This is a genomic window from Clostridium sp. Marseille-Q5894, assembly GCF_946902305.1.
Classification (GTDB): Bacteria; Bacillota_I; Bacilli_A; order Erysipelotrichales; family Coprobacillaceae; genus Thomasclavelia.
Genome location: NZ_CAMPPT010000001.1, coordinates 86711 through 110092 on the forward strand (window position 1 = coordinate 86711; position 23382 = coordinate 110092).

Here is a 23382-nt window from a genome sequence, read left to right on the forward strand (position 1 = left end):
TTCACCTCATTTTTATTTTTTTAATCTTATTTTCGTTATAATTTGTGTTGCAAGATATACTAATAAAGTAAATCCACAAACTATTAACATATCTATTAAAACTGGTTTAATAGCTTCAAAGCCAAAATCATTTAATTTAACAATTTCATTATTAGCTTTTATGAACCAGTATGAAGGTAAGAACTTTGCTAAAGTTAATACAAACGGACTTAACATACTTTGGGGAACAAAAGCCCCACATATAAAGCTTGATCCTAAACCAAAAACATTTCCTACACCACTTAATATTTCACGATTACTTGTAAATTTTGCTATCATAAAGCTCAATGCTTGAATAAAAAGCATTAAAACAAGTGAATTAATTATTAACAATAATCCATTTATTGTCATCATGGCTTTACTATATAAAATAAAACTAAATATAACATATAATAACCAAATAAATAATCCAACTGTATAATTTCCTAGTAATAATTGGCGATTCATACTTTTATAACTTACTGGTGATACTAAGTTGCGACGTTTTATCTTTTCTTCATTAAAAGATACCATGATCATTGTTACAATAACCATTGTTATAGTTATTAACATATAATTAGAAAAATTATAATAGGTAGCAGCTTTTGTAAAATCAATATCATTTTGCTTTTCCAACATGCTTACTTCTATATTTTTACTTAAATCTTCTTTAATTAATTTAGTTAACTTTTGATCACTAATTCCTGCTTTTAAATATAAATTAGCAGTATTTAGATACTTATTTAAAAGACTCTTACTATAAATACTATTATAAGAATCCGGCAATTCCATTGTTTCAATTTGAACATTCTTACCACTAATAAAATCAGATGTATAATTTTTAGGTATAATCATAATATAATCTACAGTTCGATAAAACAAAGCATCACGTAATTTTTCTTCTTGATCATCTAAATTAATTAATTTACCAGAATCTTGGATATATTCTTTTAATCCTTCAATTAGATTACTATTTTCATCTCGATTAATAACAGCAACTTTAACATCTACCCGTTTATATTCAGTTGTACTAGAATTATATGTCCCTGCAAATATTGCTAATCCAAGAAATATAGCTGTATATATAATTATTAGTAAAGTATAAGTATTAGCAACTTTTAAATATTTTTTAAATACTGTCATATTGCTTCCTCCTTGTGAAGAATAATGATCCTGCAATTAGAAGAACACCAATTATAAATAGATAGATCATATTTGTTGTATAACGATTTAAATTATCATAATAGTAAAGAGCATATAATCCATCAGTTATTAGATTGACAGGATTGATATATGCTAATATTGGTAAATTGGTTTGCATCCAATATTTAATATCGATGATCATCATTCCTGAAAAGAACGATAGTACTAATGAAAAACTTGTTAAAAAAGATATTTTTGTATCTTCTTTTTTGAATTTCAAAACATTTCCAGCAAAATTTCCTAATCCCACACCAGTAAAACATCCGATAGCAATTAAAATAATAATATAAACTGTTTGATTGCCAAAATCAACACCTAATCCAAATATCAGATAAGCCATCAAAATCATCATAATTACAAACTGAATAATGAAAGCTGAAAAAATTCCTGATAAAACAGTAACTATTTTTGAAATAGGTGAAACTCCTATTCTTGTTCCCTGTCTTGAAAGATTGGCTTCAATCTGACTTGTCGTTCGAAGACCACAAAAACTGGCATTTAAGCAATTCATTCCAATTAAAGTATAAAAATATACAACGGTTAAATCTGTATTACCACTAATATTTAATGTTTTAAAATTATTCTTAGATAAATTAATGGCATCTAAAATATTAGTTTGTAAAATATCAGGACTTAAATCAGTAATATTCTTAATTGTACTCATTGTACTATTATACTCATTTGCAATACTTTCAAGAATTGTCTCATCAATTCCAGTATCATTTACTACTAATTCAATTTTATCACTTACAAGATAATAACCTTTAATTTTCTCATCTTTTAATAATTGTTTTGCTTCGTTCAAACTTTTAACTTTTAAATTAATTAGTTTTTCATTACCATTTTCTAATGATTCTAATGTTTGTTTAAAATATGAATTTTCTTGTTTTTCAACAAGAGCAACATTAATTGTTTCAAATTTTTCACTAGCTGTTAAATTAGAAAATGCTAAATTAAAAAAAGTAGCAAGAGCAAGTGGAAATATTAACGTCCAAAATATTACCATTTTATTTCTAATTAATGTTTTAAATTGATATTTGAAAAAGTGAAAAAACATTAATCTCTTAACTCTTTTCCTGTTAGTTCTAGAAAAACATCATTTAATGTTGGACGTTCACTAAATATACTCGTATAACTAACATTATTTTCACGAACATAATCAATTAATTTACTTAAATTATCTTCTTTCGTTTTATAAGAAATATGAACTATATTATTTTCAATTTCAATATTAATTACTCGCTTACTATTTTTCAAACGATCAATAAAAGCTTGATTCATTGATTTTAATTCAATCGTAATTTTCTCACCTAAACTGATCATATCCTTCAATTCATCTTTTGTTCCTGAAGCAATTATTTTACCCTTATCCATAATAACAATTCGATTACATAGCTGCTCTACTTCTTCCATATAATGAGTAGTATAGACAATTGTAGCTCCTAATTCATTTAATTTTTTTATTCCCTCAAGAATATTATTTCTACTTTGAGGATCTACTGCTACAGTTGGCTCATCTAAAAAAATTAATTTTGGTTTATGAGCTATTCCACAAGCAATATTTAATCTTCTTAATAATCCTCCACTTAATTGCTTAGGTTTAAATTTTTTAAATTCATTCAAACCTACTAAATCTATAGCATCTTGAACATAATTATTTCTAATTTTTTTATCTTTAATATAAAGTCCACAAAAATAATCAATATTTTCAATTACACTTAACTCTTCAAATACTGCAACATCTTGAAAAACAACTCCTATTTTGCTTTTAATATCATAGGCAGTTGGACTCATCTCTTGATTAAAAATACAAATTTTACCAGAATCATACTTTAATAATGATAAAATAGTATTTATAGTAGTAGACTTACCACTACCATTAGGCCCTAATAAACCTAAAATTTCACCTTCATAAACATCTAAACTAAAATCATCTAAAGCTACTAGATCACCATATCTTTTAGTTAGATTTTTAATTTCTATGATCTTTTCCATATTATCTCCTCCTTTTATGTCACCACTATACATAAATTTATCACAAGCAGCCACCAACTTTAGATTGCAGATTATTATTTTTTAGCAACTATTAGTTGCTAACTACGGTAGCGTTTTATTTTTTCATTTATCTTACGAGCATCATCACTATTTTTTATATATACTATCCCACTACAAATAAAATAAATAATTGTAGATATAATTAGAATAATAATGCTATTTATAATACTTACTGTAAATCCGTATAAATAATTAATAATGATTATTGTTCCTGCTATTTCAATAATTGAAATCAAATCAGATATCCATTCTTTAATATCTAAATAATGTGTCACATTAACAAATAAGTTAATCAAAACACAAATTTTAAATATATCAATAATATACTTGTCGTTTAAATAAATTCCACCTAAAACTGTCTGTACTAGAATTACTAAAGTAAATGAAATACAAGTTGTGATAAACCAAATTCTTATTTTCTTCATAAAATTATCACCTACATTCCAAATTTCTTTTTAAAATCACTTACATAATGTCGTGTTATAACTAATTTTTCATCGTTTATTAACATCGCCTCATAACGACCATTTAATAGTGCTTTAACATTATCTAATTTATTTAAATTCAATAAAATAGATTTACTGATACGTATAAAGGAACAAGTTTCTAATTCATTTTCCAATTCATATAATCTTGAATTTGTTTCGTAAACTTTATCTTTGCAGTAAAGAAAAACTCGATCTTCATTAGCTTCAATATAATAAATATCATTTACCATAATTTGATAACTACGATTATTTAACTTTCCAATAATAAATTTATTATCTTCTAGTAAAGAAATGATTTTCTTGATATTATCATCAACTTTATTACATCGAATAACTATTTCTAATTCACTATCTTCCCTACATTCAATAACGATCTTCATCTAACTCCCCCTTTATAAAATTAGTGTATCATATTATTATCTTTTTACCTATCATATTTAAGTAAGATACACTTTATCCCAATGAAATGCAAAAAAAGTCAATAACACTTTAATATTTAAATCAACTACAATAATAAAAAGTACATCTTTTATCATTATTAGATGTACTTTTTATTCTGATATTTAATTTATATTATTAATCTCTATGATAGTGTTCATTTAACCAACGTGCCACACCATCTTCATCATTGCTTAAAATTATATCTGTAGCACAGTGCTTTAATTTTTCAACTGCATTGCTTACTGCATAACATTGATCAGATATTGCAAACATTGGTAAATCATTAATTGCATCACCAAATGATATTACTTCATCACATTTTAAAATATTTTTTAATTTTAAAATTGCACTTGCTTTAGAGGCACTTTGAGGCATAATTTCTAACCAGTATTCTTCACGATATATTTCTTGTTGAAATGTAATATTATAATAATCATATCTTTTTAATTTTTCATATATTGGTTTTAAATCTTTATATTCACCAATAACAGTAAAATAAAAGATTTCGCCTTGATATAAACTATTATAATCATCTGTCAAATTGATTCGATAATCATTTTGATGACTTTTTAAATAGTATTTAGTTCCTTCATTTAAATCGTTATTAATGATCGTAACTCTTTCTCTATCATTAATTAATGCATAAACCATTGGCCTTACTTGATTAGATTCCATTATTTCTTTGACTAATTCTATCTGATTTTTATTAAAAACATTCTTATGAATAATTTTACCAGTCTCACTATTAACTATAAATGTTCCATTATAAATAATTAGTGGTAAATTTTTAGTCAGACCTTTAGTTACTGGAGCTGCTGAAACTAACGATCTTGCTGTTGCATATGTAAAAATCATACCTTTAGAAATCAAATTATTTATTGCTTCAACACTATAGTTACTTATTCTTCCATTACTATTTAATAAAGTGCCATCTAAATCACTAACATATAACTTTTTCATATAGATAAAAAGATAACTATTTAGTTATCTTTTCTTTTCCTCCCATGTATGGCTGTAATGCTTTTGGAATATTAACACTACCATCTTCATTCAAATTATTTTCAAGAAAAGCAATTAACATTCTAGGTGGAGCTACAACTGTATTATTTAATGTATGTGCAAAATATTTACCTTTTTCACCATTTATACGAATATTTAATCTTCTAGCTTGAGCGTCTGTTAAATTTGAACATGATCCAACTTCAAAGTACTTCTTTTGTCTTGGTGACCAAGCTTCAACATCTATACTCTTAGATTTTAAATCTGCCAAATCACCAGAACAGCATTCTAAAGTTCTTACTGGAATATCTAATGATCTAAATAAATCAACAGTATTATTCCATAATTTATCAAACCACATTTTACTATCTTCTGGTTTACATACAACGATCATTTCTTGTTTTTCGAATTGATGAATTCGATAAACACCACGTTCTTCAATACCATGAGCACCCTTTTCTTTTCTAAAACATGGTGAATATGAAGTATATGTGTAAGGCAATTTATCTTCATCTAAGATATTATCAATAAATTTTCCAATCATTGAATGTTCAGATGTCCCAATCAAATATAAGTCTTCCCCTTCAATCTTATACATCATACTGTCCATCTCTTCAAAACTCATTACTCCAGTAACAACATTACTACGAATCATGTATGGTGGAATAACATAAGTAAAACCGCGATCAATCATAAAATCACGTGCGTATGATAAAATTGCTGAATGCAAACGGGCAATATCTCCCATTAAATAATAAAATCCCTGACCAGCAACACGTCCAGCACTATCCATATCAATACCTTCAAATTTTTCCATTATTTCTGTATGATAAGGAATTTCATATTCTGGTACTATTGGATCTCCATACTTAGTAATTTCTACATTTTCACTATCATCTTTTCCTAAAGGCACAGATTCATCAATGAAATTAGGAATTTTCATCATAATAGCCTTTAACTCACTACCATATTTTACTTCTAATTCTTCTAATTGCTTTAACTCTTCAGCCATTTCATTAACTTGTCTTTTATTATTTTCTGCAGCTTCTTTATTTCCTTCACGCATAAATTGACCAATTTCTTTTGACAATTTATTACGCATTGCTCTTAATTCACTAGCTCTTGTTAAAACTTCTCGATAATCTTTATCTAATTTGTAAGCTTCATCTACTAATCCAATCTTTTCATCTTGAAATTTCTTTTTCATATTTTCTTTTACTAAGGTTGGATTTTCTCTTAATATTGCAATATCAATCATTCTAATTCTCCCTTGCTTATATTTTTTTAAATTATACAATAATTATTCATCTTATTCAATTATTATCAAAATGTTTATAATTTATTTCCTCGGCAATAAATCACCTCATTTAAACCATATCATATAACTTATCGATATTTAACTGATAATGCTTTTCTCTAGAAATTTTTGTTTCAATCAATAAATCTTTCAAACTAGAATTTTTAATATCTTTAATTTTATTAATGATCGTAGTTCTAGATAAATTAGTAATATTCATTAAATCATAATAACTTAATCCTTCATTATCAAATAATGTACACTGTAAAAATACATTTAATAAATGATATACATCTTCTTTATCACAAATTTCTTTTAACATTTTTTTATTTAAATTGTACTGTTCTAATTTATCACTTACAATTTCTAAAAGATTTTCAAGTCCTGTTACTATTATTTCTAAAAATATAATAACAAAACCTGTAAGATCAGCTTTATTTCTTACATCATTTGTAAATTTAAAAGCACGATAATAATCATTTTTTCTCTCTTTACAACTAATCGATAACTGCAAAGCACATAAAATATCAAGTTCATCATTTAAATATAAACTTGATATATATCTGCTCATTCTTCCATTACCATCATAAAATGGGTGAATATATCCAAATAAATAGTGAAATACAGCTATTCTAATAAAAATATTAATTGCCTGATCATTTAATATTTTTAATCCTTCATTCATATAATTTATTATTTCAATCTCTGGCATAATTCCTTTATGAATAGCTCCATCATATTCACTAATAACTTCAACTGCTTCTTTTCTAAATATTTCACCATCTGGCTGATTATCAGAACTTTCATTAATGACATCAACTAACATTATTTCATCATACAATTTTCTAATACTATCACATGTCGTAAGTTTTAAATATTCATTATTAATTAAACTATTATATTTATTTACCAAACCATAAAAGCGACTCTTCTTTTTTTTTAAGTTTTTATTAATTACATCTTCATATACTTCTTTTAGTTCTTTTTTAGTACTATGAATTCCTTCAATTTCATTTGTCTTAATAATTTCTTCTATTAGAGTACTTTTTATAAAATATTGTCTTGCAATACCTGGTAAATCATTATACTTTTCAATTATTTTATTATTTAAATGATATATTTGAGAGACTAATTGTAATATTTCATGATTAACAATCATAAATGCAGGATTTTTATTTATTGTGATATTAAAATTTATTGCTGTTTCATTATTAATCTTATTTTGATATATTTTTTAAATTCAGATGAATTTGTATAATGATATTGTTTTTCTAAAGTTTTGTATATCATAAAAAACCTCCCATCTATAATTATTATATATATTTAAACTAATTATACTTACATATATATAAATTTTTTAATAATTTTACAGATAATATATCATTAGTGTATTTAATTATCAAATTTTACTAATTATTTTTAATTAAAAAAGGATTGTAAATATAAATAGATAAATTTATCTATTCAATTACATTCCTTTTTTACAACTATTTATCATCTGTAGCTTTTTCAACAACTTCTACTGACGAAACTTTATTTTCTGGATTAACTTTGATCAATCTTACCCCTTGAGTAGCTCGACCAGCAGTTTTTACTTGTTCCATTGGTAGACGAATCATAATTCCATCATCAGTAATAATTAATAAATCTTCATCACCATTAACAGCCCGCAAAGCAACGATTTGACCATTACGTTCAGTAGCATTGATGGTTTTAACACCTTTTCCACCACGATTAGATAAACGATATTCCTCTAACGGTGACATCTTACCATAACCGCGTTCTGTGACAACCATAATAAATTTTCCTTCCTTATCAGTTGTAATTCCAATAACTTCACTACCATCAACATTAATACCCTTTACACCACTGGCACTACGTCCCATTGGTCGAACATTAGTTTCTTCAAAACGCACTAATTTTCCATTTGATGCAGCAACTAAAATTTGATCATTTCCACTCGTTAATTTAACCTGAACCAATTGATCATCTTCTTTTAAGTTAATTGCAATCTTACCAGATTGACGAATTCTTTCAAATTCATTTATTGGTACTCTTTTTACTAGTCCATTTTTAGTTGCAAAGAATAAATAACGATCACTATTTTCTTGAATATCTTTACGATTGATACTGATCATAGATTTAATGCTTTCACCTTTATCTAAGTTCAGCAAATTTACTACTGGCAAACCTTTTGCTGCTCGACCAAATTCAGGTATGTTATAACCTTTTAAACGATAAACTTTACCAAAATTAGTAAAGAACAAAAGATCATCATGAGTCGACATATTGATTAATGAAGTAACAATATCATCATTATTTGTTGACATGCCTTTAATACCTCGACCACCACGATTTTGACTCTTATATGTATCTACTGGCATTCTCTTGACATAACCATTATTTGTAAGTGAAATAATTACATCTTCTACAGGAATCAAATCTTCATCTTCCAAATCAAAAGTTCCTTGAATAATTTCAGTACGTCTTTTATCTCCATATTTATCTTTTATTTCTTCTAATTCATCGTGGATAATTGATAATAAACGCTCTCTATTCTCAAGAATATCTTTTAAATCAGCAATAATTTCTAACAATTTATTCAAATCATCTTCAATCTTTTGTCTTTCTAAACCAGCTAGACGCTGTAACTGCATTTCCCTAATTGCTTTAGCCTGTTTATCAGACATATTAAATTCTTCCATTAATCTTGTTTGAATAATTTCAGTAGTACGACTTGACCTAATCAAATCAATGATTGCATCGATTTGATCTAAAGCCCTTTTCAATCCTTCTAAGATATGAGCTCGATCTTCAGCTTTAGCTAATCTAAACTTTGTTCTTCTCCTGATTACTTCTTCTTGATGTTCAAGATATAAAGTAATCATTTCTTTTAAATTTAATGTTTTTGGTTCATTATTTACTAAAGCTATACAATTAGCACCAAAAGTTGTTTGCAAAGATGTTAATTTATAAAGTTGATTTAAAATAACTTCTGGTTGAATATCACGACGCAATTCAATAACTACACGAATTCCATCACGATTTGATTCATCACGAATTTCTGTAATACCTTCTATTTTCTTTTCTCGAACCAATTGTGACATCTTTTCAATCATCCGAGCTTTATTTACCATATAAGGAATCTCAGTAACAACAATTACTTTCTTACTCCCTTTATCTTCAATTTCTGTTTTAGCTCGCATCACAATTAAACCATTACCAGTTTCATAAGCTTTTTTTATAGCACTTTTTCCTAAAATATATCCACCGGTAGGAAAATCAGGTCCTTGAATATAATTTTCCATTAATTCTACAATTGTAATATCGGGATTCTTAGCTACTGCCAAGATTGCATCGATAACCTCAGATAAATTATGAGGAGGAATATTAGTTGCCATTCCTACTGCAATTCCCGTTGATCCATTAATTAATAAATTAGGTATACGCGCTGGCAGTACAGCTGGTTCTTGTTCTTCTCCATCATAATTAGGAACAAAATCAATTGTATCTTCTTTTAAATCACGTACTAATTCGCTAGATATCTTCGACATTCTAGCTTCAGTATAACGTTGCGCTGCTGCCCCATCACCATCGATAGAACCAAAATTTCCATGACCATCAACAAGCATATAACGATATGAAAAATCTTGAGCCATTCTAACTAATGCTTCGTAAATAGAAGAATCTCCATGAGGATGATATTTCCCCATTACTTCTCCGACAATACGAGCAGATTTTTTATAAGGTGTTCCAGGTGTACATCCTAGATCACTCATTCCATAAATTATTCGTCGCTGAACTGGTTTTAATCCATCACGAACATCCGGTAAAGCTCTTGATACAATTACTGACATTGCATATTGCATAAAAGAGTTTTTCATTTCCGATGTTAATTTTACTTTTCTAATCCCGCGTTCTTCCATCATTTATCTCCTTTATTAAATATCTAGATCAGTAACATATTTAGCATTTTCTTGAATAAATTCACGTCTAGGTTCTACTTTTTCACCCATTAACATATCAAAGATCATATCCGCTTCCATTGCTTCATCTAAATCAATTTGATTTAAAATTCGCTTTTCAGGATCCATAGTAGTTTCCCAAAGTTGTTCTGCATTCATTTCTCCAAGACCTTTGTAACGTTGAATACTGTATTTTGCCCCATCACCTATTTTTGTTTTTAAATCCTCTAATTCTTCATCGCTATAACAATAATGTTCATCTTTACCATGTTTTAATAAATAAAGTGGCGGTTGGGCTGCGTAAACAAAACCATTTTCAATCAATGGTTTTAAATAACGATATAAGAACGTTAACATTAAAATCCTAATATGACCACCATCAACATCGGCGTCGGTCATGATAACTATTTTATGATATCTTAATTTGTCCAAATTGAATTCTTCGCCAATTCCCGTACCAAATGCTGTAATCATTGATCTAATTTCTGCATTTCCTAAGATTTTTTCAAGCCTAGATTTTTCAACATTTAAAATTTTACCACGCAATGGCAAAATCGCTTGAATCCGTCGATCTCGACCCATCTTTGCACTTCCTCCGGCAGAATCCCCTTCGACGATAAAAATCTCACATTCGCTAGCATCTTTACTTGAACAATCTGCTAATTTCCCAGGCAAATTAGAAACTTCAAGAACATTTTTTCTTCTTGTCATCTCCCTCGCTTTTTTAGCTGCTAATCTTGCTCTAGATGCAACGATTGCTTTATCAATAATTATTTTTGCGGTATCTGGATTTTCTAATAAAAATTTATCTAATGAAGCACTAATAATATTACTTGAAATTTTTCGAACCTCAGCATTCCCTAATTTTGTTTTTGTTTGTCCTTCATACTGAGGATCAGGATGTTTAACAGAAATAATTGCTGTTAAACCTTCACGAACATCATCACCTGATAAAGCTTCTTCATCTTTTTTTAAGACACCTTTATTTTTTGCATAATTATTAATAACTCTTGTTAAAGCTAAGCGAAATCCTTCTTCATGAGTTCCCCCTTCATGAGTATTAATATTATTACAAAATGAATAAATATTTGATTGATAGCCATCATTATATTGCATTGCTACTTCAATTGTAATATCCTGCTGAACATCTTCAACATAAATAACTTCTTCATGAATTGGGGTTTTATTCTTATTAATATAAGCGACATATTCTTTGATTCCACCTTCAAAGTAGTATTCATGTTTATGATCAGCTCCATTACGATTATCTTCTAATGATAAGCGTAATCCTTTATTTAAAAAGGCTAATTCTCTAATTCTTTGTCTTAATGTATCATAATCATAAACTGTGCCTTCTTTAAAAATTAATTTATCAGCCTTAAAAGTTACTACTGTTCCGGTAATTTCAGACTCACCAATAATTTTTAATTCATCTACTGGTTTACCACCATTTTCAAAGCGCTGAAAATAAATATGTCCATCACGATAGACCTTAACTTCAAGCCATTGTGATAAAGCATTTACAACTGATGCACCAACTCCATGAAGTCCTCCAGACACTTTATAACCACCGCCACCAAATTTTCCTCCAGCATGTAGTACAGTAAAAATTGTCTCAACAGTTGAAATTCCTGTTTTAGCGTGAGTTCCGGTTGGCATTCCTCGTCCATCATCAATAACCTGAACAACATCATCATCTTTTAAAATTACTCTAATATGACTTGCATAGCCAGCTAAGGCTTCATCAATTGAATTATCAACGATTTCCCAAACCAAATGGTGTAATCCTCTAATTGAAGTTGTCCCAATATACATTCCTGGTCTTTTACGAACTGCCTCGAGCCCTTCTAAAACCTGAATATCGGATTCATCGTAACTATGTTCTACTTTTTCTTCTGACATCATGTAGCCTCCTTGCCACTTTCAATATAAATTTTCTTAGCTTTTTCTACAATTTGATGGTTGATACCATCTATAGAAGTAGTTGTAATAAAAGTTTGAATTTTTTGATTCAAAATATCTAATAACATATTTTTCCTTGTTTGATCTAATTCTGATAAAACATCATCTAATAATAAAATTGGATACTCACCAATTTCATCTTTAATTAAATCAATCAAAGCAATTTTTAAACTCAAAACAATTGTTCTTTGCTGACCCTGAGAAGCAAAAAGATCAGCAAGATTTTCATTCATATATATTTTTAAATCATCTTTATGTATTCCTAAATGACTTTTCATATACTGGACATCACGATGGTGATTTTTTTTATAAAGAGATAAAATATTTTCATATGTTAATTTTTCTTTAATAAAACAACTATACCTTAGTCTTATTTTTTCACTTTCCCTTTTAGCAATTTTTTGATAAATTAAATTAACTTTATCATCTAATTTTTTAATAAAATCAAGACGCTTTTTAATTAACTCAACTTGTAACTTAGCTAATTGCTCATCAAGAACTTCAAGATATTCATCACAATCTTGATTTCTTTGATTTAAAACTTTCAAATACTTATTTCTTTCTTTAAGCAATACATTATACTTACTTAAATTAAAGACATAGATCGGTGATATTTTAGAAATCTCTAAATCAATAAACCGACGACGATTACTAGGACTACCTTTAATTAAATAAAGATCATCAGGAGTAAAAACTACGACATTTAAAAGACCAACATATTCACTTATCTTATAAATATCCTGGTCATCTATTTTAGCTCTTTTAAAATCATTTCCTAAAACTATTTCTAAATTACGTTTCTTGTTATTAGAAATGATCTCACCTTTAACTTTCGCAAAATCACAATCAAACATAATCATCTGCTTATTAATATGTGTTTTAAATGACTTACCTACAGAAAGTAAATAAATAGCCTCTATTAAATTAGTCTTTCCCTGTCCATTACTGCCAATTAAAATATTAATATCCTGATTAAAATCAATAACAAATTGCTTATAATTGCGAAAATTAGTTAAACATAACGATTTAATTATCATTAACCAATAACAAATGTTTCTCCATCAAATTCAATTGTATCATCAGTTCGTAATTTCTTACCTCTTCTAGTCTCTATTTCACCATTAACTAAAACTAATCCATCTTTAATAACAATTTTTGCATCAATACCACTTGATACACATCCTGAAAATTTTAAAAATTGTCCCAAAGTTATATATTCATCTCTTATTTGAATTATTTTCATAATTACCCTCTTTTTTTATAAAATTCTAGCAACATTATAACATAAAATATATTAAAATTCAAAAAAATAAGCATTTTAACGCTTTTTTTAATAAAAAGTAAAAAAAGTTATTTTTAACTAAATTTTGCTCATATTTAAAATTTATCCACGTATAATTAATATGCCCAGTAAAAAAACACTTTCACGAAAAAAAGCTACAGTATGTAGCTTTAGAAAGTTCTTACAGGTAAAACCAGTTGAATAACATCATCTTTTTCATAATCTTTAATAATAAAAGGTTTCATTTCTCCAGTAAACAATATCTTTATTTTAGGATCATTAAAAGCTTTAATCGCATCATTTGCATATTTTGAACTAAATGAGATACTTAAAGGTTCCCCTTTATAAAAAGCTTTATCTAATATTTCTTCAACAGAACCAATTTCTTGCATATAAGAAGATAAAACTATTTTATCAGGATCCATATCTAATTTAATGATATTATTTTGCTCATTTGTAAGTAATGAAACACGATCAATAGCATTCAATAAGTAATGAGTATCTAAATCTAATTCATAATCAAAACTATTAGGAATTAAACGATTCGTATCAGGAAAGCTGCCATCGATCAATCTAGTTTGAATAATATTATTATCAAAAACATATAGTACTTTGCGGTCAGATACGTACATTTCAATTAGTTCATCTTTTTCAATTATTTTTGATATTTCATCTAAAGATTTCTGAGGAATAGTAATATTAAATGTTACGCTTTCATCTAAACTAACAATTTTTTTAGCTAAACGATAACTATCAGTAGCTGTACATTCTAATTGATTATTGGCAGCTTTAAAATTTATTCCCGTTAAGATTGGCTTATGTTCTTTATCACTAGCTGCAAATTTAGTTTGAGAAATAATATCTTTTAAAGTTAATGAATTCAAAAGTATTTTAGTACCTGTTTTAGATAAATCTATTCGTGGATAATCTAAAACATCAGTACCATTTAAATCAAATTTTGAATTTGAACCTGAAATTCTTGTTAAAGCACCATCGATTATTTGAATTGTTATATCATCACTATCTATTTTTCTAACAATATCTAAAATATAACGTGAATTAAGAACTACTCCTCCTGTTTGATAAATAATTAAATCATCATCTTTTTCAATCTTAGTTTGAATCGTAATATCAGAATCACTTCCTGTCAAAATTAAACTATCTTCATGTAGATCAAATTTAATTCCAGTAAGTACAGGTAAAGGACTACGAATAGAAACAGCTTTAGTAGCTTTAGAAAGAGCATTTAATAATTTAAGTCTTTTTATTTTAAAATTCATAAATTTTTTCTCCTTTTAATATTTATATATATTTTTTTTAAATTTTATTATTACTATTATCTTGTGAATAATGTGCATAAGTTATAAAAGTATTGATATAATCAGTGTTTTTTATGTGCATAACAATGTGTTTTAATTGTGGCAGTAATGTGTTTAATTTACATTTAATTTTTCTTTTAACTTATTTATAGCTAATTTGTAATCAGTATCTTTCTTTATTTTAGTTTCTACACGGGCACAAGCTTTCATAACTGTTGAGTGATCACGATTACTAAATGTCATACCAATTTCTGCAAATGTGATATCTAATAATTCACGCATTAGATACATGCACATTTCTCTAGGTGTAGTTAATTTTCTAGTTTTATTTTTAGAGATTAATTGACTTATCGTTAAATAATAAAATTCTGCTGTTGTTTTTAAGATTAGTTCCTTAGTTAAAGCACTTTTAGGATTCTTAACTACTTTATCATCCTTAAAAGATTCAAGTGCAAAAGACATATCGATAGTATTTGTATGGTTCATAATACTGCAAAAGAATAAACGTTTTAACGCTCCTTCGAGACTACGAATGTCTTTACAATAATGATTGGCCATGAAATCAACAACATCATCTTGAATAACTAGAGATGGGTTATCAAGATTTTCAATTTTCTTTTCTAAAATAGCTCGTGCCGTCTCAAATTCCGGTGGATCGATTCCAAAACTTAAACCAGAATTAAAACGACTTATTAAACGTGATTCAATACCTTGGAGTTCTTCAGGCATTTTATCACTGGTAATAACAATTTGTTTATTGTTATTAATTATTTCATTAAAAATATGAAAGAACATTTCGCTACTTTTTTCTTTATTGAAGAGAAATTGAATATCATCAATTAACAAAATATCTAATGTCTTATATTTAGCATAGATTTCATCGCCATCTTTACTTTTCATTGCGCCAATTACTTCATCAACAAAATCTTTACTTGTAATATAACGGATTTTTAGACCAGGATTTATCTCTTTAGCATAATTACCAATTGCATTCAATAAATGAGTCTTACCTAGACCAGGATTACTATAAATGAATAAAGGATTAAAATTTGATCCTGGATTAGTTGATACAAGCAAAGCTGCATTTTGTGCCATTCTATTGGATCCGCCGACAACGAAATTATCAAATGTTAAAGTTCGATTAAGATTGTCTTTAAATGTTTCTTTTTTTTCTTGAGTGATCGATTTTTTAAATTCATCTTCACCGATTATTTCTACAGTTACTGGTGATGCTAGCATACCTGAAAGAATATCTTCAATATCTTTTAAATTATTCTTTATAGTTTCTACATTAAAAGAATAAGGTGTCGTAATAGTAACCTTATTATTATTGATAGAAGCAATTTGAGCATTTCTAAAAACAGATTCCATGATTACTTTATCAATTTTTCGCTCTTCAGGTAAATTTTGTCTTTCAAGAGTATCAAGACATAATTGCCAAATTTTACTATTATCACGCATTATTTTCACCTCCGCATCATAATTATAAGCAAATAAATTGTAAAATTAAAGAACAAAAAAGAGGCTAAATTTCTATTCACAAAGTTATTCACAATAATTGTTATATTTATTAAGGTTTTTCTAACTTATTCACATTATTCACAACTTTATTTGTGCATAATAAATGATGTGAATGTGAAAATTGTGATGAAATTAGTAGATAAAAATGATAATGCACTAAATATTCACAAGTAAAACATAATATTGACAATATTTTTACCAGTTTTTCACATTTATTCACATTCAAAATCACACTGAACAAATTATGTGCATAAAATATGTATTTCTGTGCATAACCTAAAAATTGCTATCAAAGAATGTCACAATTAACCATTGTAATATGAGTTAATTATCTTTTTATTTATAGATAAAAATAAATTAAAAAAATAGTATTATTTTACTAATAATTATAAAATTTTACTAATTATTTGGTGTTATAATATAATAAAATAGTTTAAATAAATAAAAATTATAATTAAACTGAATTATTTTAATTAAATATTATAGTTATAGCTATAAGTGTATAAGGAAGAGGGTGGTGTATTATTTGTATTTACAAATTTAAATAATTCAGTTTTTTATAAATATAATTATGATAAAAATATAAAGTTTAAAACGATAGAAGGGAAAGATATGAAGATATTAAAAAAAATAGTTAAAAGTTTGATTGTCATTACAATGATTATCGGGTATTTAGCTATTGATGTTAAAGCTATTGAAAATAGCGATGGTTTATCAAACGTAGCTTTAAATAAATTAACTATTGCAAGTAATGGAAATTCATCTCGAGCAGTAGATGGTGATAAGACTACTTATTGGGACGGTGGTTTATATCCAAGTGAATTATTAGTTGATTTAGATGGGTATTTTGATGTTTCAAAAATAATAGTTATCCCATATTATAATGGAAGCCGTTATTATAATTATGAAGTTTATACAAGCGTTGATGGTTTTAATTATGAAAAAGTAGGAGAAAAAACCGATAATACTTTACAAACAGAAAATGGGGAAACTTATTTATTTGAAACTAAAGTTGCAAAATATGTTAAAGTTAAAATGACATATAATTCAGCTAATACTAGTGTGCATATAAATGAATTAGAGGTTTATGGAATAGAAAATCCTGACTATGAAGTACCTGATATGCCAGGTGTAGATCCTAATGATCCTGATAATATTGCATATGGTAAACCTACTAGATCAACTACTAATAGTAATTTTTCATCATTAGTTGTAGATGGACAAAGATCGACTTCATGGATTGGTGAGGATTATCCTAAATATGTAGATGTTGATTTATTAGAAAATTATGATATATCAAAAATTAAGGTTTATATGCCTCAAGGTAATGTTAAATTTGCTTATTCATTGTATGGCAGTTTAGATGGCGTTCATTTTGAACGAATTGCTAAAACAGAGCTTAAAGAAAGTAATGAAAATGGTGATGAATTTATTCTTGATAGTAATAATACATATCGTGTGATACGAGTAAATGTTACAGCAAATTCAAATGGAGAAGGGGCAAACTCACAAATTTCAGAAATAAAAGTTTATGGAATTAAAAGTGATGTTGAAAAAATTGAAACACGCACAGATTTAAATATAGAATCGTATGATGACTGGCTATTAGAAAATTATCATGTTGATACTAAAGCTATTAGTGATGAAAATGGTAAATATAATATAGCTGATACTTTTAATGATGCTGATGTATTTGCAGAGGTTAGAGGTGTTATTACAAGAATATTAGGTGAAAAGTATAATGATTGGTTTACTTTTGAATTAGCAGAAAATGATTCTGGCAAAGATTATTATGAACTATCTTCTTTAGATGGAAAAATTCATATTAAAGGTAATGAAGGTTTATCCCTAACTACAGGATTAAATTATTTTTTGAAATATTATTGTAACGTTCATATTTCACAGCAAACTAAACAAGTAAAAATGCCGGATACTATTCCCGTATTAAATGAAGTTATCTACAAAGAATCACCTTATGAAATACGTTATGCTTATAATTATTGTACGTTATCCTATACAATGCCATTTTGGGGATACGATGAATGGCAAAGAGAATTAGATTATTTTGCATTAAATGGGGTTAATTTGATTTTGGATACTACTGCTACTGAAGCACTATGGATAGAGTATTTACAAAATTATGGTTATGATATCGAAGAAGCAAAATCATTCGTATGTGGTTATTCCTATAAAGCCTGGTGGTTAATGGGAAATTTAGAATCTTATGGCGGACCAGTTAGTGACGAATGGGTTATTGATACAGTTGAAATGGCAAGAACTAATCAACGTAAAATGGCTGTTTTAGGTATGAAGCCTTGTTTACAAGGTTTTATGGGAGCAATGCCAGAACATTTTGGTGACATTGCTAATGAAACGTTAATGGAAGATTATGGTTATGAAGATATTGATCCATATATGGTTGAACAAGGTGATTGGTCAGGATTTACACGTCCTCCAATATTAAAAACGACTTATGATGGCTATGATGATTTAGCTCAGAAATTTTATGATACACAAGAATATATTTATGGACAAATTACAAATTTTTATGCTGGTGATTTAGCTCATGAAGGTGGGATTATTCCTCCTGATCTAAGTAAACCGCAAATGTCAGCGCATATTTTAGATCAAATGATGGAATATGATGAAAATGCTGTATGGGTAATTCAATCATGGTTATCTAATCCTAATCCTGAAATTTTAGAAGGCTTTGGTGAAAATAAAGAAGATCATGTTCTTGTTTTAGATTTAGATGCTACAGAAAATCCTCATTGGAGTAATACTACAAATTGGAATGGTAAAGAGTTTGGTGGAACATCATGGGTATTTTGTATGTTGGATAACTATGGTGGAAGAACAGGAATGCATGGTGAATTAGAATATTTAGCAACTCAGATTACAAAAGCAAATAGTGAATCAAAGCATATGAAAGGAATCGGAATCACACCAGAGGGAACTCTTTTAAATCCAGTCAATTATGATTTATTTTGGGAAATGGCTTGGGAAAGTGAAGCTAAAGATACTGAGGCATGGTTAAAAGAATATATTACTAGACGTTATGGCGAATATTCTCAAAATGCTTGGGAAGCATGGAAAATCTTATTATCTACTGCTTATGGTGCTAATAATGAAGACGGTAGTGCAAAATATCATACTGGTAATGTAAATTGTATTACTAATATGCGTCCATCATTTAATCCAGAGATTGTAATAGGAGATTATAAATTAACATATGATCCTACAAAATTTGAAAAAGCAACTGATTTATTAATGAAAGATTTTGATAAATTTAAAGATAATGAATGTTATGTTTATGATGTAGTTGATATTTTAAGACAGACTGTTGCCAATAGCCAAGTAGAATTTTTTGAACGTATAAATGAGGCATATAATAGTAAAAATTATGAAATCTTTACAAAATATAAAGATAAGTTATTAAATAGTATTTTGCTTATAGATGAAATAGCAGGTTTTGAAAAAGATTCGTTATATGGTACATGGATATCAAAAGCTACTAATTTTTATAGTGATTCACGAAATAGTAGTACATATGATGATTATTCAAAGGATATGATGATAATTAATGCTAAAGCTATTGTAAGTATTTGGAGCTCTAAGACATTACAAACATATGCACATCGACAATATAATGGTTTAGAACAAGATTATAGTTATGAAATGTGGAAATTATGGTTAAATCGATTAGAAGATGCAATGCAAACAGGTAATTTTATTGCTCCATCAAGTAATCAAGACTATTTTAACATTGGTTGGGATGTTGTAACTAATGATGTTAATTATTCTACGATAGTAAAAGCTGCTGATGGTAATCAAGAATATCGAGGATTAAATGAAATATATTTAGAAATATGTGATGGTTATTTAACTGGACAAGCTCAAAAAGATAAAATCGTGGATGAAAATATTGCTTTAGAAGGAACTGCTTATGCAGATACAACTTTAGGAAGCTATGCTGCAAGTCGTATTAATGATAATAATGCTGGATCAATGTGGATTGCTCAAACTTCAGCAACTCCAGTAAGTGCAGGAATTAAATTTAATCAAGAATATTCAATTTATGGATTACAGTTAATTTTTGAAACACGTCCAGTATTAGGAAATAATATAATGAAATTTTATATTGAAACTAAAAATAATGATGCAGACTGGGAAAAAATTTATAGTGGTCAAAGTTATAATGAGGAAGATAAATCATATACAATAAATATTCCATTAGATGAAGCTAAATTAGTTAATGATGTAAAAATTACTTTTGAGACTAATGGTGGAATTTATCCAGCATTATGTGAAATGAAAATTTATTCAAGTAAAGGAATCCAGCTAATAGATGGAACATCAATGTTTATTGAAAATAAGATTATAAATGGGGTTCAAGATGGAATTACAGTAGATGAATTGTTATCATTTTTATATGCTGGAAGTGGCGAATTACAATGTGTTGAAGATGAAAATGTTTTATCAGGCGATACAATTGTTAATGATAAAACAACAATTCAATTAGTTAATGATGGTAAAGTCATTGATGAGCTTCAAATATCATTTGCAAGTAATTTAATTAATCAGTTAAATGATTTAGTTGATGAAGCAATGTCATTAGATGAAAATAATTATTCTAAATTAAGTTATAATGTTCTATTGAAAGCTATTGATAATGCCCAAATTATTATAAATGATGTAAATAGTAATAGTAGTGATTATAAAAATGCAATTGATACATTAAAAAATGCAGTTAATAATTTAGTAGACATCAGTAAGTTAAAAAATGATATAGATAATTTAGCAAATGAAGATAAAAATGAATATATATCTGAATATTTTGCTAAATATCAATATTATTATCAACAAGCTAAAGATATCTTTGAAAATATTGAAACTGCTACAAATGATAAAATATATCAGGCAGAAGGCTATTTAGAATTAGCTAAAAATTATCTTATTCATGAAGATAATACGAATGTTGCTTTGTTAGGAACACCGTATGCAGATAATGAATTAATGAGTTCTTATTCAAAAGAAAAGATAAATAATGGTAATTTTGAAGATTGTTGGGTTGCAAATTCAAGAACTAATTTACCAGTATCTGGAGGAGTAACATTAGATAAAAGTTATTCTATAAATTATATAAAAGTTGCTTTTGAAGAAAATGGCTATCGTAATACACAATTAGGATTCGATGTTTTAGTACAAAAAGAAAATGGTGATTGGGAAAAAGTTTATACAAATTCCACTGGATCAAAAAATGGTTATACATTTATTATCAATATGAATGATCAAATAATTAAAGATGTTAAAGTAACAATTAATTCATATTCTACCGATGCTGGTTCTCCATATCCAGGAATATCAGAAATTGAAGTATATCAAACAAGCGATAATTCAAATTTAAAAGATACTTTAAATTTAGTAAAAGAAAAAATAACAGCAGGCTATGATGAAAATAATACTACAGTTACAAGCTGGATAGAATTTAAAGAAGTATATGATAAAGCCCAGATTATTTGTAAAAAAGATACTTATAATCAAGAAATAATTGATGAAATTAATACAAAATTAAATGAAACTGCTGATAAATTAACATTAAGAGGTAATATCGCTGAACTTATTAGATTAGTAGAAGAATGTGTAAAAATTGATGAAAAATTATATACAGAAACATCATGGAAAATTTTTGATGAGCAATTAATAAATGCAAAACAAATTATTTTAGATAATAGTGATTCTAGTCAAACAGATGTAGATAATGTTTTTAATTTATTACAAGATGCTAAAGATAGTTTAGTAAAAATTGCTAATGATAGAGATAAAAAAGCATTAGCTATAGCTATTGATATGGCAGAAGCTGCAGATTTAGAAAATGTCGTACCAGCTGTAGTAACTGAATTCAATGAAGCATTAGAAAATGCTAAAGCAGTATACAGTAATGAAAAAGCTACTCAAGAAGAAGTAAATAATGCTTTTGATCGACTAGCAAATGCAATGCAGATGTTAGAATTCTACAAAGGTGATAAGAGTGCATTACAAAAACAAGTAGATCAAATCAATGGATTAGATGAAAGCAAATACATTGAATCATCATGGTCTGATATGTTACCAGCATTAGATAAAGCAAATGTTGTATTAGCAGATGTTAATGCAATGCAAGATGAAGTTGATGAAGTATTTACAGAGTTAGTAAAAGCTTTCTTAGATTTAAGATTAAAACCGAATAAAGACTTATTACAAGAATTGATCAATAAAGCAAATAGCTTAAATGTGGCAAACTATAGTATTGAATCATGGGCAATAGTAGTAGATGCTTTAAATGAAGCAAAAGAAGTATTAGAAGATCCAGAAGCAACACAAGAAGAAGTAGATAATGTAACAAATGTCTTAGGTATGAAAATAGATGAATTAATAGTTAATACAGTAGATACAAGTAAAGTTGTAATTCCAGTAGAATCAAGTGATACAACAGCAATAGATACTGGTGATAATAACCTAATTTGTTTATTTGCAGGACTTGGCTTATTAAGCATGTTTACCATTTTATCTGGACATAAAAGAAAAGAAGATTAATTATGTAAAAAAATAAACTATCTATTTTTACAGGATCTTTGGTGTAAAAATTATCTATGTTAAAAAATGAAAAAGCATAACAAACTTGATAAAAGTGTTATGCTTTTTTTTAATTCTATTATTTAAATTATAAATAGTAACTGTTAGTTTTATCTAAATTTACTTTTTCCTTGAATTTCATTGACTTAAAGAGGTTTTTCATATAAAATGGGGGAGCATATGTTATTTGTATAAAAAGTATAAAAATTTTGGAGGT

The 23382-nt window shown here is 27.2% G+C and carries 15 protein-coding genes; 1 reads left to right on the plus strand and 14 read right to left on the minus strand.

Going from position 1 to position 23382, the window contains the following annotated elements; translation table 11 throughout:
- Positions 1 to 12 precede the first annotated feature (12 nt).
- The 14 genes from OC535_RS00380 to dnaA all read right to left on the minus strand — a co-directional run bounded on the left by OC535_RS00380 (position 13) and on the right by dnaA (position 16490).
- Positions 13 to 1161 (minus strand): ABC transporter permease, encoded by a 1149-nt coding sequence (locus tag OC535_RS00380; protein ID WP_498822889.1) that lies wholly within the window; start codon positions 1159 to 1161, stop codon positions 13 to 15.
- Positions 1148 to 2227 (minus strand): ABC transporter permease, encoded by a 1080-nt coding sequence (locus OC535_RS00385; protein WP_498822890.1) that lies wholly within the window; start codon positions 2225 to 2227, stop codon positions 1148 to 1150. Before OC535_RS00385 ends, OC535_RS00380 begins: the two co-directional genes overlap by 14 nt.
- 50 nt (positions 2228 to 2277) lie before the next feature.
- On the minus strand, positions 2278 to 3216 hold the full coding sequence (locus OC535_RS00390) for an ABC transporter ATP-binding protein (protein WP_227052843.1): 939 nt from the start codon (positions 3214 to 3216) through the stop codon (positions 2278 to 2280).
- 98 nt (positions 3217 to 3314) lie between these two features.
- The gene (locus OC535_RS00395) at positions 3315 to 3701 is read right to left on the minus strand and encodes a DUF3021 family protein (RefSeq protein ID WP_227052844.1); all 387 of its coding nucleotides are present in this window, start codon (positions 3699 to 3701) and stop codon (positions 3315 to 3317) included.
- A gap of 11 nt (positions 3702 to 3712) precedes the next feature.
- On the minus strand, positions 3713 to 4144 hold the full coding sequence (locus tag OC535_RS00400) for a LytTR family DNA-binding domain-containing protein (protein ID WP_024721503.1): 432 nt from the start codon (positions 4142 to 4144) through the stop codon (positions 3713 to 3715).
- Positions 4145 to 4340: 196 nt separating this feature from the next.
- Positions 4341 to 5165, minus strand: a complete 825-nt coding sequence (locus tag OC535_RS00405) for an HAD family hydrolase (RefSeq protein WP_498822891.1) — start codon at positions 5163 to 5165, stop codon at positions 4341 to 4343.
- A gap of 16 nt (positions 5166 to 5181) precedes the next feature.
- On the minus strand, positions 5182 to 6462 hold the full coding sequence (gene serS / locus OC535_RS00410) for a serine--tRNA ligase (RefSeq protein WP_227052846.1): 1281 nt from the start codon (positions 6460 to 6462) through the stop codon (positions 5182 to 5184).
- 109 nt (positions 6463 to 6571) lie between these two features.
- Positions 6572 to 7660, minus strand: coding sequence for a Fic family protein (locus tag OC535_RS00415; RefSeq protein WP_498822892.1), 1089 nt, complete (start codon positions 7658 to 7660; stop codon positions 6572 to 6574).
- A gap of 328 nt (positions 7661 to 7988) precedes the next feature.
- Positions 7989 to 10430, minus strand: a complete 2442-nt coding sequence (gene gyrA / locus OC535_RS00420) for a DNA gyrase subunit A (RefSeq protein WP_498822893.1) — start codon at positions 10428 to 10430, stop codon at positions 7989 to 7991.
- A 12-nt stretch (positions 10431 to 10442) separates the two neighbouring features.
- On the minus strand, positions 10443 to 12368 hold the full coding sequence (gyrB, locus tag OC535_RS00425) for a DNA topoisomerase (ATP-hydrolyzing) subunit B (protein ID WP_024721507.1): 1926 nt from the start codon (positions 12366 to 12368) through the stop codon (positions 10443 to 10445).
- Positions 12368 to 13465, minus strand: a complete 1098-nt coding sequence (gene recF / locus OC535_RS00430; protein ID WP_498822894.1) for a DNA replication/repair protein RecF — start codon at positions 13463 to 13465, stop codon at positions 12368 to 12370. The genes gyrB and recF overlap by 1 nt, the downstream gene beginning before the upstream one ends.
- Positions 13465 to 13671, minus strand: a complete 207-nt coding sequence (locus OC535_RS00435; RefSeq protein ID WP_024721509.1) for an RNA-binding S4 domain-containing protein — start codon at positions 13669 to 13671, stop codon at positions 13465 to 13467. Before OC535_RS00435 ends, recF begins: the two co-directional genes overlap by 1 nt.
- Before the next feature lie 209 nt (positions 13672 to 13880).
- Positions 13881 to 14990 carry a DNA polymerase III subunit beta gene (dnaN, locus tag OC535_RS00440; protein ID WP_024721510.1) on the minus strand — a complete coding sequence of 370 codons (1110 nt, stop codon included), beginning with the start codon at positions 14988 to 14990 and terminating at the stop codon, positions 13881 to 13883.
- 153 nt (positions 14991 to 15143) lie between these two features.
- Positions 15144 to 16490 carry a chromosomal replication initiator protein DnaA gene (gene dnaA / locus OC535_RS00445; RefSeq protein WP_024721511.1) on the minus strand — a complete coding sequence of 449 codons (1347 nt, stop codon included), beginning with the start codon at positions 16488 to 16490 and terminating at the stop codon, positions 15144 to 15146.
- A 672-nt stretch (positions 16491 to 17162) separates the two neighbouring features.
- Between dnaA and OC535_RS00450 the strand changes: the two genes are divergently transcribed.
- On the plus strand, positions 17163 to 23126 hold the full coding sequence (locus tag OC535_RS00450) for an alpha-N-acetylglucosaminidase TIM-barrel domain-containing protein (RefSeq protein WP_498822895.1): 5964 nt from the start codon (positions 17163 to 17165) through the stop codon (positions 23124 to 23126).
- Positions 23127 to 23382: the final 256 nt, after the last annotated feature.